The 14,248-nt window shown below is 39.4% G+C and carries 14 protein-coding genes; 4 read left to right on the top strand and 10 right to left on the bottom strand.

The genetic code is table 11. The features are described from left to right. Nucleotides 1–57: 57 nt before the first annotated feature. From C9J48_RS05720 to C9J48_RS05685, 8 genes are all read right to left on the bottom strand, one after another. On the bottom strand, nucleotides 58–426 hold the full coding sequence (locus tag C9J48_RS05720) for a hypothetical protein (protein WP_036802933.1): 369 nt from the start codon (nucleotides 424–426) through the stop codon (nucleotides 58–60). Nucleotides 427–1,013: 587 nt separating this feature from the next. After that, the gene (locus tag C9J48_RS05715; protein WP_006229201.1) at nucleotides 1,014–2,432 is read right to left on the bottom strand and encodes an aspartate kinase; all 1,419 of its coding nucleotides are present in this window, start codon (nucleotides 2,430–2,432) and stop codon (nucleotides 1,014–1,016) included. 68 nt (nucleotides 2,433–2,500) lie between these two features. Continuing rightward, nucleotides 2,501–2,887, bottom strand: a complete 387-nt coding sequence (locus C9J48_RS05710) for an ectoine synthase (protein ID WP_006229202.1) — start codon at nucleotides 2,885–2,887, stop codon at nucleotides 2,501–2,503. Nucleotides 2,888–2,898: 11 nt separating this feature from the next. After that, nucleotides 2,899–4,164: a diaminobutyrate--2-oxoglutarate transaminase gene (gene ectB / locus C9J48_RS05705; protein WP_006229203.1), complete on the bottom strand. Its 1,266-nt coding sequence runs from the start codon at nucleotides 4,162–4,164 to the stop codon at nucleotides 2,899–2,901. A gap of 23 nt (nucleotides 4,165–4,187) precedes the next feature. Beyond that, complete coding sequence (gene ectA / locus C9J48_RS05700; RefSeq protein WP_006229204.1) at nucleotides 4,188–4,730, bottom strand: diaminobutyrate acetyltransferase; 543 nt, start codon at nucleotides 4,728–4,730, stop codon at nucleotides 4,188–4,190. Between the two features lie 427 nt (nucleotides 4,731–5,157). Continuing rightward, nucleotides 5,158–7,140, bottom strand: a complete 1,983-nt coding sequence (locus C9J48_RS05695) for a flavohemoglobin expression-modulating QEGLA motif protein (RefSeq protein WP_006229205.1) — start codon at nucleotides 7,138–7,140, stop codon at nucleotides 5,158–5,160. Further along, nucleotides 7,124–8,152 (bottom strand): glutathione synthase, encoded by a 1,029-nt coding sequence (gene gshB, locus C9J48_RS05690; protein ID WP_006229206.1) that lies wholly within the window; start codon nucleotides 8,150–8,152, stop codon nucleotides 7,124–7,126. Before gshB ends, C9J48_RS05695 begins: the two co-directional genes overlap by 17 nt. Before the next feature lie 124 nt (nucleotides 8,153–8,276). Then, nucleotides 8,277–8,624 (bottom strand): MaoP family protein, encoded by a 348-nt coding sequence (locus C9J48_RS05685; RefSeq protein ID WP_006229207.1) that lies wholly within the window; start codon nucleotides 8,622–8,624, stop codon nucleotides 8,277–8,279. A gap of 165 nt (nucleotides 8,625–8,789) precedes the next feature. Here C9J48_RS05685 and hdfR point away from each other — a divergent pair, with 165 nt between their 5' ends. Then, on the top strand, nucleotides 8,790–9,650 hold the full coding sequence (gene hdfR, locus C9J48_RS05680; protein ID WP_006229208.1) for an HTH-type transcriptional regulator HdfR: 861 nt from the start codon (nucleotides 8,790–8,792) through the stop codon (nucleotides 9,648–9,650). A 313-nt stretch (nucleotides 9,651–9,963) separates the two neighbouring features. Beyond that, the gene (locus C9J48_RS27835; RefSeq protein WP_006229209.1) at nucleotides 9,964–10,125 is read left to right on the top strand and encodes a hypothetical protein; all 162 of its coding nucleotides are present in this window, start codon (nucleotides 9,964–9,966) and stop codon (nucleotides 10,123–10,125) included. An 85-nt stretch (nucleotides 10,126–10,210) separates the two neighbouring features. On the opposite strand, the gene C9J48_RS05675 is transcribed toward C9J48_RS27835, so the two are convergent. Further along, nucleotides 10,211–11,359 carry a hypothetical protein gene (locus C9J48_RS05675; RefSeq protein ID WP_006229210.1) on the bottom strand — a complete coding sequence of 383 codons (1,149 nt, stop codon included), beginning with the start codon at nucleotides 11,357–11,359 and terminating at the stop codon, nucleotides 10,211–10,213. A gap of 286 nt (nucleotides 11,360–11,645) precedes the next feature. On the opposite strand from C9J48_RS05675, the gene C9J48_RS05670 reads away from it, so the two are divergent. Next, complete coding sequence (locus C9J48_RS05670) at nucleotides 11,646–11,951, top strand: DUF6916 family protein (protein ID WP_006229211.1); 306 nt, start codon at nucleotides 11,646–11,648, stop codon at nucleotides 11,949–11,951. Nucleotides 11,952–12,116: 165 nt separating this feature from the next. Then, nucleotides 12,117–12,296, top strand: a complete 180-nt coding sequence (locus C9J48_RS05665) for a restriction endonuclease subunit S domain-containing protein (protein ID WP_006229212.1) — start codon at nucleotides 12,117–12,119, stop codon at nucleotides 12,294–12,296. A 613-nt stretch (nucleotides 12,297–12,909) separates the two neighbouring features. Here the strand turns inward: C9J48_RS05665 and brnQ are convergent. Beyond that, complete coding sequence (gene brnQ, locus C9J48_RS05660) at nucleotides 12,910–14,226, bottom strand: branched-chain amino acid transport system II carrier protein (RefSeq protein ID WP_006229213.1); 1,317 nt, start codon at nucleotides 14,224–14,226, stop codon at nucleotides 12,910–12,912. Between the last annotated feature and the right edge of the window lie 22 nt (nucleotides 14,227–14,248).

Raw genomic sequence — 14,248 nt, 5'->3', positions numbered from 1 at the left:
AATAAACGCTAAAACAAATCATGTTGGCTTTTGCCAGATGTAGAAATGCCTGAGGGTTTATTCTCGGAAAACACACAAGGTTAAATGAAGCCGTCGGGTAGGGGGGATGGGTTCAGTTAAAACGGGAATGCGGTATTGCATCGTACTCAGCCAAGCGAGTACAACGATCAATAGTGATATAAAAATGAGGGCATGTTCAAAGGAGTGTTGATGAACTTGAAGCAGGTGATCTGTCATGTCACATTGCTTGTCAGTTGCTCCATCAATGTTGCTATCACTTGTATTCGCTGTTGCTCCCCACTTTGAGCTGGCAGTCTTTTCATTGATAATAGATGTTTCAGATGAACGGTTATCAGCACTCATTGGGCACGACGATATAAAACCAGCCCGTTGTCCTAAACAGACAACGATAACTAGCCAAACCATAACCAGTGACCATTTTGCAATGCGGTGATTCCTCACCCCAAAAGACATACTGATAGCAAACCTTTTATCTTTGATCAACGATAACGCAAATTACAGGAGCAGATTCAATCTCGAAGTGCATAACTGTAAAAGCCGTATTATATTTCATAATGTTCATCTGACCATAAAACAGCAGCATTTGTTTCAATTATTTTGAAATAATTAATAAAGCCCCTATTTTATACCCAAGTTACCTCAAGGTACTCGTTTCAGCGAGAATTTATTGGGCTCTAAGCAAGGCACTAATTTATAGAAGTAGTGGTTCTGCGTTGAAATATATACGCTGCGCATTGTCAGCATTTTATACGTGAATCTCAAGCTATTTGTGTAAGAATTCATTTTCACGTATTGCAACGATGCCATTTTGGTTTGGGAAGCGATTCAAAGTTGTATTACAGAATATATTGGAATTTCAGTTGCTTTAAGTCGGTAAAGGCGAGAGGTAAACTCTCGCCTTTATAATCCTAAACTTCAGATCGCCTTTTTACCGTAGTGAGCAGCACTTCTTTTGTGGGTAGCATTGCCGGTTAGGGGGGCCTTAAAAAAAGCTAAGCAATTTTGCGCGTTGTATTTTCAGGTTGGTTAATAAACTCGGAGTGAAGAGCACAGATCGCCGCTTTGTAATATTTGTCTTCCACAACAAACTGTACGTTAACATTACGCATGGATGAGTGGGCAGCTATTGGTGAAATCTGCTTGTCTGTTAAGGCGAGTATGCCTTTGCTTAAAGCAGTATTGGTATTGATAGAGGCTCCAATAATTGAAATTAGCGCGACCATACAGCCTGTAATCGTCGAATTTGGGTAGCGTTTTTCTGCTTTATAAAGCAGTTTGTTTAAGATTTCTTTACCGCCACTTAAGTAGTAGGTAATAGAGTTGGCGTTCATCTCTTTACCAATTAATTTCACTCTGGCGTCTGATATTATTTCCATCATTTCGTAGCTTACATTATCAACCTTACCAACCATGGCTTGATCAAAAATGTGTAGGGCAAAGACTTTACTTTTACCTGCAATGATCTCAACTCTCTCAGCGTCAGGTAGGTAATTTTGTGAAATCAGTGTGCCCTGATGTTCGGGTTCAAAGGTATTTTTGATACGTAATTCAATGTTATTTTGGCGTAGCCCAGACGCTGCATTGGGGTGGATCGCCTCCATTCCTAAATTGGCCAGTTGATCGGCAACATCAAAGTTGGTATGTCCCATAGGAAATACGTTTTCTGGACCGACGACGCGAGGGTCGGCACTGCTTAGGTGATATTCCTTATGGATGATGGCCTGAGTAGCGTGCGTTAAACAAGCAATACGACTAAAGGTAATTTCGCTGTAGCCGCGATCATAGGTTTTCATCAGTCCTTCATCACAGTAGGCATAACCTGTGACTATAGGCAGCTCTTTAGTGACATCAATATTGGCAAAAGCACGTTTGATGACGTCATCTAGGCTGCCATAGCTTTTGTTATCCCAACCGGACAAATCAACAAACGTGGCGTTAATGCCAAGGGTTTTTAATTTTAGGGCAGTGTTATAGGCACTGTGTGCCTCACCGAGCGACGATAGGAACTCTCTGATTTGAGGCAAATAATGACGTAAAGAGAATTGGCCGTACTGACAAGTTTCTATAATGTTAGTGATACAGCTTACTGCATCAGTGATCCTTAATTTGATAAATTTATCGGCACGTCTACGATTAAGGGGATCGGCAAACATATTTTCGTTGACGAGTAGCATACGCATTTCTAAATCGGCAACAGCTTTTAGCCATGTTTCATCACGCTTGGCAATATACTGGTAAATGCCGGGTTTTCCAGAACGTTTGCACTCTAGCAGCGCATCGGTGATACCGCCGTAAGCAGATACCACAAAAACGCGATTATAGGGAGATTTAGGGCGTAGCATTATGTTATCTAAGATAGCATCGAATGCTGACATTGATGTACCGCCGATTTTCTCTACGGTATAACTCATGAGGGAATCCTTTACTCATTTTATTACATCTGGGAAAAGGGGGCATTGATTGCCCCTTGGGAAGAGGGTTATTCCACTAACGGATATACGCCATGTTCGTTATGGACCTCAGCACCAGTAATCGGTGGGTTAAACACACAAGCCATTACCATCTCTTTGTCTTTATAGGCTCGTAAGTAATGTTCATCATTCTTATCTAAGATATATAATGTCCCTGGATTAATTGGGTAGGTTTTATCGCCGATCACTTCGATCTCACCTTCGCCGGAAATACAGTAAACTGACTCTAAGTGGTTCTGGTAATGAATATGTGTTTCGGTGTTGTCATAGATGGTGGTGATATGAAATGAAAACCCCATCTTGTCGTCTTTTAATAGCATACGGATACTTTCCCAGTTGTCCGATACTATACGGCGTTCGCTGTTTTTACACTCTTCCAGAGTTCTTACAATCATGTTTAAGGCCCTTAAGAAGCTTTCTTGATCAGTTTTGTGGCAATGACATCTACTGCCTGTTCGAAAATATGCAATCCTTGCTCAAGCTCGGACTCACTAATAGTGAGTGGGCAGAAGAATTTAACGATTTCGTCATTTGGGCCTGCAGTTTCAATTACCATACCTTTGTCGAAACATGTTCTGGCGATAGCTGATGAAATGGAGCCGTTCTTGCATTCGATACCTTGCATCAGACCTCGACCTTTACCGCGGATAAATAGTGACGGATAACGGCGTAGGGTGCGTTGAATTGCGGTGTTGACTTGGTTTGCACGCTGGTTGATATGCTGTTCAAATTCACCGTTTGCCCAGTAAGTTGTAATGGCTTTCGTTGCGGTAACAAAGGCATGGTTATTACCACGGAAAGTACCGTTATGTTCACCTGGTTGCCATATGTCGAGCTCAGGCTTAAGTAGAACTAGCGCCATTGGTAATCCATAGCCACTGATTGATTTGGACAAAGTAACGATGTCTGGCTTGATACCTGAAGGTTCAAAACTAAAAAAGGTGCCCGTGCGGCCACAGCCAGCTTGAATATCGTCGACAATCAGTAGGATTTTGTGCTGCTTACAAATGGTGCTCAGTCGTTTCAGCCATTCAGTGGAAGCAACATTCAGCCCACCTTCACCTTGTACCGTTTCAAGTAATACTGCTGCGGGTTTGTCTAAACCACTTGAGTTATCGTTCAGCATTGTTTCGAATAAAGCCAGACCATCAACGCCAGCGTAGCCTTCGTACGGAAGACGTGAAGTGCCTATCAGAGGCATACCAGCACCGCCGCGGTGGTGCTGGTTCCCTGTTGCAGACAGTGCACCGATGGTACAACCGTGAAAGCCGTTGGTGAAAGTGACGATATTAATGCGGCCAGTTACTTTTCGTGCGAGCTTCATTGCTGCTTCTACGGCATTTGTGCCAGTAGGACCAGTGAACTGCACTTTGTAATCAAGATTTCGGGGGGAGAATATGTGATTACGAAGTGCGGTTAAAAATTCCGCTTTGGCTTTTGAGTGCATATCTAGGCCGTGGGTAATACCATCACAATCGATGTAATCAAGTAGTGCTTGTTTTAGTACGTCATTGTTATGGCCGTAGTTCAACGAACCAGCGCCAGCAAGGAAGTCGAGGTAACGTTTACCATTATTGGTGTGTAGCCAACACCCTTTTGCAGATGAAAAAATAACAGGGAAGTTATTTGCATATGATTGCACATTTGATTCTTGTTTTTTGAAGATATCCATATTGGGACCGTTTTTTCAATGAATTAATGATTTTTGGTAAGAGGGATGTGATACAAGTATTCGGTATCGTGTTTACCTTTAAAGTGTTTGTGCTCGTCTAGAAAAGTTGTCACTGAACCATGGCTATTATTTTCCTCGTCCAGTTTCTTGAATAGGTTCCAAGAGCCTTGATTGTCTTTGGTAATTGTTGTTTCAATCGCCTTAATGTGCTCCAGGTTGTCGCGCATTAAAAGCTCTTTTAGCATATGAAATGCAAGCCCTTTCCCTCTGTGCTTGGGGGCTACGGCAACTTGCCAAATGAACAATTCATTATCATTTTCTGGCTTGAGGTAGCTAGATATAAAACCTGCTATTTCATCATTGCATTCTGCGATGATGCAGGTTTGTTTGAAGTGAGTAGATTGCAGAAAGTTACAGTAAGACGAGTTCACATCTAGAGGAGGGCATGACGCGATAAGCTTATGCGCTTGATCACCATCGCCAATACTTGGTGTTCTAAATACCCATTTGTTTTCATCCTTGGCTAATATTGACGGGCATACAATCCAAGGTGCTGTCGTAATCATTTTGTACTTATAATCCTTAGTGGTCTAAACAATCATGGCGTAATCATTACACTCCGCACTGAATATATCAAGTGTATACATGAATAATACTCTATCTATCTATCTTATTTTATTGATTTTTATGATGAAAATATATTTTATAGTATGCGGCTTAATGTTTTGTGTTCTAATTATTTTACGGGTTGGTGATTTAAGATGTTGAACAATTGCCTGTTGATCTTTATTGACAAAAGCCTTCGTGATTAACCTTGCTTATTGCAATGGTGCAAGCTTGAATGAGGGGGGGAATCTTACTGAATACAGCGTCGTCGTCAGGTGAAATGCAATCAAATTTTTCACAAGATCGCTTGTATCGAGAATTATGGATGGGGTATCGTTTGATTTTTATGACAGATAAAAAAGCGACCGAAGTCGCTTTAAATTGGTATTACTTGATGGAATTTATTAAGAAATCCATTACCGGATCTGGTTCTTTCTTGATGCTAAGCGCTTTCGGGATATATGTCGGCTTTTTCAAGATTTCTCGTGCAATCAGCTCATCTAGTAAAGCCTTCGATTCGAAGCCTGTTTTACCGACAAATAGCGAGGTTAAATCCCCTTGCTTATAGGCATGAATAGCATCTTTTAAGCCGCGCAAATATAAGAAATCTTTAGTGAAACCGCCACCACGATACGCACGTGTTGTAATGGTGAAGGCATCATCATCCGATAGCTTATGAACATGTTTTAAGGTATTGAATGTCGCACTAAAACTTTCACCATTTACCATCATATCAACAGCTATGACACGTAATGCGAGTGTTTTAAGACGGTGTAACGGGAAACTACCAGATAAAAACTCACATAAGATCGCTAAGCCTTCTTGTGTGTGTGTATTGCCAGGTAGACCCAGTTTCAATACTTTAAGTGGCTGTGCATCTGAATTCACTGAAGTGACTAAGTGAACGCCTAATTCGTGGTGAATTAATGCGTCTAAGTCTCTTTGTGAGAACATACAGCCTGTGTTTACCTTTATACTGCGTCCACTCACCATTGCTCTTGCAATTAGCTGCTTTGAACCAACCACTTTACAGGTTAAGCCGTAATCATCTGCGGCATCTTTAAATGCTTGAATGGCTTCTGCTGCACTAATCGTTGCTTCTGGTGGCTCTTGGTATTCGCAAGCATGAAGAATGAAATTTGCATTCGCAATATCTCGTTCGTCTGGCTGACCATAGTAGCGTAAAGAGTTATACAAAAACTCATCGGTACCAATACTGGTTAGCAAGTCGATACGAATCGCTAACTGGTCAATCACTTTACGATACATTTTTTGAATATCAGCATCGCGAATATCTTCAACAGGTAAGCGGTATAATTGCTCACGAAACTTGTACGGATCCAAATCCAGTTGGCGATATGTAAATTGCGGCTGGTATGAATACGGGTTATGCAAGAAACGGCGCTTTTCTTGTTTTAAGTTCGTTGGGTTTATATAGCTTAAGGTATTGATACCGCGAGATATCGCATAAAGTTGGCGATCAAGCTTGATCACTTCTCGCGGTAGTTTAGAGGCCAATATATGGCTACCTGTTAAACGCTTTACTTTTGTTCGACGTAAAATGGTAGAAGCTGCGTGCTCTGTGATAACCGTTTTCATCGATTCATTCATTTTTTCAATCACAAGAGGGAAGCTTTCACCGCCCAATTCACTCATGTACACTTTCTTGATTTCAATCGGTAAAATCAATGTATTGTTGAAATGCTGATTAATAAACGTTGCTTGATATCCCATGCCTTTGAAAATATCATTTTCTTTAGCTGTTACAGCAATATTTGGTAGTTCAATGTTGCTTAAACCATTTAACAGTTCATTAATTTCTTTACGCCAACGACGTGAATTAACTTGTTTTGTGCCTACATTGAATGTAGGTGTTTCATTCTCAACGCGCTGATAGTTGTATGAATGAATGTCGTACAGTAAACATAAGCCAAACTTGTTTTCTAATGTTGCGATTAAGCATTTAAGAATACGGTAATAACATGCATGTTTGTCATGAGATGTTGCTTTTTCAGCATCTGTTAACGGTGTAGACCAAACATTTTTCCCCCATGCATCCTTATAAATACAGTGTTCAGGTGCACGGTTTAAGTCATATTCATAGCGTGAGTCATCACCTTGTAACACGATAGGTAAAGATGAAATGAAATCACCAGTAAATGGATCTTCTTCGAAGTATCGTTCTTCTTCTGTTAATTCGCATTTTGTTATTAACTCGCCACGTAGGCGGCTGCCGTTATGTATCGCTGTTGCAATGTACGGTTGATACTCACTGATACGAATAGTTAAACTACCGTCGTTTAGTTGTCCTTCAAAAGGGACGAGATGCTGGATCTTATCCAGCACCTCCTGCTCAGTTAGCTGTAGCATCTTCAATTACTTTACTGAACGCATTTTTACGCGCGATGCTAGAGTGTTTTGCTTTTACTACCGTTTCAACGAAATCAATCACTTCAGACTGAAGTTTAGTGCGATTTAAACGGTTAATACGTGTGATGCCGCCAGGACTGAGTACGTTAACTTCAACTAACTTGCCGCTGATTACATCAAGCCCGACAAAGAACAAACCATCACGGACTAATTTCGGACCAATGTGCTTACATAAACGCAGCTCTTGCTTTGTTAATGTGTGTTTTACTTCTTTTCCACCGGCGTGAATATTCGAGCGAACATCGCCTTCTGCTGGTACACGGCGCATAGCCCCAATAGGCTCGCCGTTGAGCATCATGATACGTACGTCGCCTTTTTCAGCGCCTTCAATATAATCTTGTAAGATCACGTAGTTTTGGTCGGCACCGATATAGAAATCAAGCAAGGATTTAACGCTCGACTTTGCACTCTTCTCGACCAAAATAACGCCGCTACCACCGTAACCATCTAGCGGTTTCATTATCATGCGTTCGTTAGGACTTTCCTCCAGTACACGCTCTAGGTATTCACGATTTTTAGAAACGTGAGTAACAGGAATAAACTCGTTATTTGGATCAGGTAAAGACGCGGTATACAGCTTGTTATTTGCGACGCGCAGTCCGTTAATATCATTCATGATGAAGGTGTCATCACGAACTGAATCAAGGAAATTCAATGCCATTGTGTCTAGCGGTGGGTTGGCTCGCATAATGATTGCGTCAAAGCCCGCTAAAGGTAACTGCGCTTTACGAAATTCAGCTTTACGGTAAAAGCTTGGTATATTGTTAGAAATATCTGACTTTTTTAAAACGCTACAGAATGCGATTGCCATGCTATCACGCATTGTCAAATTATTTGGCGTTGTAATGGCTACCGTGTGCCCTCTACTAGCGACTTCGTGAATCATACGTAAGGTAGAGTCAGATTCTGGTTCTACTTTATCCCACGGGTACATAACAAAACAGATTTTCATACATATTACCAAGTTACATCGCTTAGCTTTTTTCTAAGCGCAAAAAGAAATAAGCCATCGTTCTTTAGACGATGGCTTGTCGTTATCATTAAATTAAGGGTGACTTTAGTGGAGTTAAAGCTGTCTAATAATCAAGGTTATTGTCATCTGAGCTGCTATCATCGTAGTCATATAAACCTTTAGGCTTACGTGGTGAATCACACAATGTGTAGCGGCGTTCTTTTGTTGTTGTTCGATTTAAATACTTAGTCCAACAACGTCCAAATTCAGATATGACATCTTGCTGTCCATTAACCTCAGCTAGAAATTGACCTTCAGATTCATCAATGGGAGCAACTGAACCATCTTGTAAGCCGCGCATAGTGCGACCATAATTTTCTAACATGCTGGCTTCATTGATGGTGAATACACCTGAACGATTAAAGCCTCGAGGGAAATTTTTATCGTCGTAAAATTTGCCTAAAATTCTCATTAATTTATATTCCTGCTGAGGTTTTCGCAGATAATCATTCAGAGAGTCAAACTTGTAAAACAAGTAATTTTCGCCATAACGATTAAAATTATTTATCGATCCTTTTTGAGTGATTCGGTGTAATATCCAAACTAATTAATGTCGTTCTTTATGAGAGCAAGCCTTGTGGATACAGAATTACTTAAAACGTTTTTAGAGGTGACCAAAACACGTCATTTCGGCCGTGCGGCAGATAATTTATTTCTAACGCAATCAGCGGTTAGCTTTCGAATACGACAGCTAGAATCGCAGCTAGGCAACCCTTTATTTTCAAGGCAGCGCGGTAATGTGCATTTAACGGCTGCGGGGGAACGTTTACAGCCGTATGCTGAAGCCATATTGCAAACGTGGGGGCGAGCGAAGCAAGATGTTGCATTATCTGAAACGTTAAACACTCAGATAGCGATAGGTGCATCTGCACTTTTTTGGGAATTTGATGGTATTTCAGATTGGATAAACCGTATATATGGTTCGATACCCGGCTTAGCATTACGCTTAGAGTCAGTGCCTCGTCAGAGCATGTCGAAGCGATTACTTGATAAGACGATTGATGTAGCGATTACCAGTGAAGCGCCAAGAATTGAAAATCTACAAGTAACAAAAGTACGTGATTATCAATTACAATTGGTTGTGCATAAACCAAACTGTACGATGGAAAATGTACGAGATATCCCATTGGTATATCTTGATTGGGGAACTCGTTTCTCTGTTGAGCATAGCAGGATCCATGAGCTACAACGTACGCCAATTTTACATACTCATTCAAGCCGTATGGCCTTAGATTATATTTTGGGTAGTGGTGGCGTTGGGTATTTACCGTCGCCAGTAGTTGCACAAAGTGTTGATGACGGCCTATTACATGTCGTGGAAGGCGCACCTGTAATGGAGCAGTCACTGTATTTGATTTCTCGTGAAGATAATGAAAAAGCAGAAATGATTGAAGCGATGTTAGCGGTACCTTTTAATAATGTGATTGAGTCGGTCTAACACTTAAAGTTAGCTAAATTTAATAATATTCTAAATTGCTAACTGGTTCACAACATTTTGAGGTGTTTTTAATTTTATTATTTTTAATAAAAGATACTAATGGTGACGGTGAAAAAATCTTGTTGTACACAGCTTCTGTGATTCGATTAGTCTTAGGGAACGAATATTTACATTGTCATAATGATGGATTTAACAGTCTCATCATCTGTCTTAAATTCGAAACGGAATATTCGTAATTTTGTCATAATAGAGCATTAATATTGCCAGTGTTCTATTACTAATCACTCACACTGGATGTATTTCAGGAAATAACATGGCTAAGTTAGATCAAAAGTTTCATAAAAGCGCGAAAGCTAAATCAAAATTAGATTTTGGTGACGACTCTCAAGATTATATTCAAGATGATCGCAAAAAAAAGCGTCGTATAGTTAAGCAACGTTACGACAGCTCTGAGCATAGTGAGTTCGATTATTGATAAAGAAAAGGCGTACATCGTTAATAGCGAGTACGCCTTTTTAGTTGTTAGGTAAGATCAACCTATCTGCGTATCAATAATAGTATTATGCTTTTGTTTTATGGGTTTTACGCCCAACAACAAAACCTAATCCAAAGGGTGCAAAGAAAATAACTAATACAAACAAAATCAGGTAAATCAGAATATCTGACAGCATAATCGTTAATTGTTCTATGGCTTTTTGGACGACATTTTGTGCGATAGTATCTAAATCTGTGGTTACATTAGCACGCTCTTTCGTGATCATTTGACCAATAGCAATACGTTCACGCTCAACCATTATTTCTAACGCGATACGCTCTTGCGTAATAATACCTAACTTTTCACCTGCTTTTTTATCGAAATCATTCAGTAATGGTTGTAGCTCTTTCCCCATTTCAGATGCTAACAGGCGCATATATTCTGGATTGTTATCGATAAACTCTTGGAATTTTAGTGATGTATTATTGATGTTTGACAGTGTTTGGCTTAACTGTTCACCATTCACTCTACTGTTACGTGCAACTAACTCTGCTTTCCACGACAACAGCTTAGGTGTCTGATTTGACATTAAGCTTAGCCTATCTGATAGATCGCTTAACGCTTCAGGCATTGTACCTAATGTTGCTACTGCTTCTGATTCATCAATACCGTTGAAGGTTAGCCAATCTTGAAATGCGGGTGTTCTATTAAAAGCCAAGTTTTCAAAAGGGTGTTGTTGACTAAATTGTGCGACAAACTTTTGAGCTGTTACATAGTCGGCTCTTTTTAATAAGTTAAACGCGAGTGCATCTGCGCTTTTAACCAATTTTTGGCTAGCTGTTGTTGCTATATATTGGTGTTCTCCGAATATATTTTCACCCGCACCAGTGGTGAAATAATCATTCATCTGGTAAGTGAATACCCAGCTGTCAATTAAGCTCGCCAGTGGAGATGCTTGATAGACCGATTGTTGAAGCCCTTCTTCACTGTGAATCTTCCAAAGTAACGTATAAGAATATTGCATGTTATCGTCGAGATTAGCTTGAGCAATTTCATCAGCCGCTTCTTCAACGGTCTTAAAAAAAGTGATGCTGTAATCACGAGACAACAATCTAATGTTGAGCTCTTGGGTCGTAAGCGGGGTTGTTTGTGAGTCGAGTTTAATTTCAAGCAGAGAGCAAGACGAAACAAGAAAAGCAACGGCGATAAAGAATAAAGAACGAAAGAGAGTCATGATGACAGTTATCTACTAATGGTTATAGGTTTTATTTCGAAGGATTTTAAGAAGATAATCTAATGATGTCTATTGAAAAGATATTATTAATATCCATAAAACTAAAATCACCTAAATTTGATAATTTACTATGATTTAGCAGTACTTACTTCTATTCGTTTAATGAAATTAAACAACCAATCAATACATATTATTGATGATATTAGGTCGAGCTATAATTATTGGTAGGTAATGAACTAAACGTATCTTGATGGTAAGACTTTTAAACATATACAGTGAGGTAGCTATGAATCCATTATCAATGAAAAATATTGAAAAGCTGATTGGTGAACATGTATTTTTGTTTGATAAATCTGATGTATTAGGCACGTTTAGCGTGAAATCGGTTACGCAGTTGGAGCGTCATGGCATGGATGATTTAGGGCGTTCGATAGAACATTTCACGATCGATTTTCAAGGTGATGGTAGTACTCACTTTCCTGATGGACACTATCATTTTAAGCATCCTAAGTTAGGCGAAATTGAACTGTATCTTATTCATAAAGAAGAACATGACTATGAAGTGATGATTGATAGCCAAAATGCGTGGTGAGTTTTTATTGAGTAAAAAGAAATAAAAGCATGAGCTTTTATAGGGAAACGTCTGATTTTTAATCAGTTGATAAAGTAAAAAAACAACGGCGGTTATGATCAAGTTTTCCACGTAGGGTTTGTTGTATACTAATTACAGTGATTGAATCTAATGAAGAGATTAAACATGCAAGATGATCTGAACCTGAGTGTACCTGAAAACCTTACGCAAGAGCCTGAGTTACCGATTCCTTCTCTTGATGAGCAAAAGCTAATTGTGGCAGAGCTAAAGCGTTTAGAAGAAACTGGTGAACTAACGCCAGAGATTCTTGAAGAGTTCATGACAGGTAAGCGCAAGCCAGAGTAAGCCATTTCTCAGCGTGAATTAAACAGACCTTATTGAAGGTCTGTTTAGTCATTTCGCTTTCTTCTGCAATTACTGTGTTAATACAAGTAGTCACAATATTGAAAAGGTCTAATTACCAATACTTCAAAAAGTTAAGCTACCCCCATGCAAGAATGAATGTTAAATCGTTAACTCGATCGCATGATTATTTTTTTGACGTTAAAAATATAATTTAAAAGATGCATCCTAAACGTATTCAATTATTTATTACGATCTTACTATGAGACCTAAAATAGCGATGACAAGCTTTAATAAGAAATTTAAAGTTGTAAAACAAAGTGAGTGTTATTATTTATATATTCGAAAGTTCTACTTTCTGTGGGTAACTAATGGTATCGGCTATCAGTCACGTTCAGAAGCTGTTTCTTATATCCCCTATGAAAGATAGAACGAATATAGGCTCCATGTTTTTTCGGTTTATGTAATGGCAACTAACCGCTATGTTGTTACCTCTAAAGGTATTTTTCTATAGAACGCAACTCTAGAGATAACAACCAGCAAGAATATTTACATTGTCTCGTCCTAAATGAAAATCATAAACACTATTTTTAAATTGAGTCTGTAATAGTCAATATTAATTAATCATATCAACAGGAAGAGGTTTTTTAATCGCTTTTAGATAGCTTACCCCTAATATAAGTAAGCAAGGTAACAACCAGCTTGCGTGTGCGTTATACAATGGCAACACTTGTAGGAGTAGCGAGTGAATGTTATCAGGCGTCTTTTCCAAAATATTGAGAGCATCAATTCCACCAAAGAATAAAGCGGTAAATAAAACCATAACATGAGTAAATGACCTTTCTTTTTTATTTGATAATGAGAGAGGCGGTAATACAAAAGAAGATAGAACAAGCGCAATGGCAATAGGACACAGAACTAAAATAGCAGGAAGACTAACGGCTAATATTTGTTCTAAACCTAAATTTGCAATGATACCAGTAAGCGTTACGACGATTATTGCGGTTACTGGAAAGCGTGTTTTGAAGGTTTGTTTGTAATATTCAGCACAAGAATTGGTTAATCCTACGGTTGTTGTTAAGCAAGCCATTACAATGATTGTAGCCAGTAGCCATTGACCATAAATGCCAAATTGCCCCGCAACATATTTAGCTAAGATTTCGCCTCCATTTGTTGCATTTGCTGCAACAGATGCAGAGGTTGCGCCAACATAACCCATTGCGACATAACATCCTGTCATTAGCACTGCATAAATAATGGCGACTTTACATGCAGTATTAGCGACAGCTCTAGGCTCGGTAATCCCTTTTGCATTTATTGCTTGAATAATTACCCAACCAAATCCGACCGCAGCAATAGCATCCATGGTCATGTAACCTTGGATCAATCCATGAGTAATGGCATCTTGTTGGTAATCGAAAGAAGGAGCTTGTGGTACAGCTAAAGGGGAGAATATAGCGGCACATGCAAGTGCGACCAACATAAGAATGAGCAACGGTGTCATTATCTTTCCAATGTAATCAACTAAATGGCCGGGTTTAAAAGCAAGCAGTAACGTTACAGCAGAAAAGATGATTGAGAAAAGTAATAGATGGTTACTATTAACAAAAGGCTTTATTCCGATTTCATATGCAACAGTAATGGCACGAGGCATACCAAAAGCCGGACCTATTGCCGTAAACAGCAATATCCAAAATGCACGGGCTAACCATTTAGGCAGTGGATTGGTTAAGTTCTGAGTGCTACTGAGTCGCCCTAAAACAATCAGTGTTAGAGCGGGTAAACCAACAGCTGTAATAAGAAATCCAACCATCGCAGGAAGAAGGTTTGTACCAGCTTCTAGACCTAAAGAAGGTGGAAAAATTAGATTTCCAGCGCCAAGAAAAAGAGCGAACGTCATTAAACCAATGGCAAGTAAGTCGTGTGTTTTCAATGGACATGTCCTGTATTGTTTC

The sequence above is a fragment of the Photobacterium profundum genome (assembly GCF_003026285.1).
GTDB lineage: Bacteria > Pseudomonadota > Gammaproteobacteria > Enterobacterales > Vibrionaceae > Photobacterium > Photobacterium profundum.
Note: the sequence above shows the minus strand (reverse complement) of the source record. Positions and strands in the feature narration are given on the sequence as shown.

Excerpts from the sequence above, each read along its gene's own strand:
- C9J48_RS05720 (WP_036802933.1), bottom strand. The coding sequence starts at position 426 with ATGGTTTGGCTAGTTATCGTTGTCTGTTTAGGACAACGGGCTGGTTTT.
- C9J48_RS05715 (WP_006229201.1), bottom strand. The coding sequence starts at position 2,432 with ATGAGTTATACCGTAGAGAAAATCGGCGGTACATCAATGTCAGCATTC.
- C9J48_RS05710 (WP_006229202.1), bottom strand. The coding sequence starts at position 2,887 with ATGATTGTAAGAACTCTGGAAGAGTGTAAAAACAGCGAACGCCGTATA.
- ectB (WP_006229203.1), bottom strand. The coding sequence starts at position 4,164 with ATGGATATCTTCAAAAAACAAGAATCAAATGTGCAATCATATGCAAAT.
- ectA (WP_006229204.1), bottom strand. The coding sequence starts at position 4,730 with ATGATTACGACAGCACCTTGGATTGTATGCCCGTCAATATTAGCCAAG.
- C9J48_RS05695 (WP_006229205.1), bottom strand. The coding sequence starts at position 7,140 with ATGCTACAGCTAACTGAGCAGGAGGTGCTGGATAAGATCCAGCATCTC.
- gshB (WP_006229206.1), bottom strand. The coding sequence starts at position 8,152 with ATGAAAATCTGTTTTGTTATGTACCCGTGGGATAAAGTAGAACCAGAA.
- C9J48_RS05685 (WP_006229207.1), bottom strand. The coding sequence starts at position 8,624 with ATGAGAATTTTAGGCAAATTTTACGACGATAAAAATTTCCCTCGAGGC.
- C9J48_RS27835 (WP_006229209.1), top strand. The coding sequence starts at position 9,964 with ATGGCTAAGTTAGATCAAAAGTTTCATAAAAGCGCGAAAGCTAAATCA.
- C9J48_RS05675 (WP_006229210.1), bottom strand. The coding sequence starts at position 11,359 with ATGACTCTCTTTCGTTCTTTATTCTTTATCGCCGTTGCTTTTCTTGTT.
- C9J48_RS05670 (WP_006229211.1), top strand. The coding sequence starts at position 11,646 with ATGAATCCATTATCAATGAAAAATATTGAAAAGCTGATTGGTGAACAT.
- C9J48_RS05665 (WP_006229212.1), top strand. The coding sequence starts at position 12,117 with ATGCAAGATGATCTGAACCTGAGTGTACCTGAAAACCTTACGCAAGAG.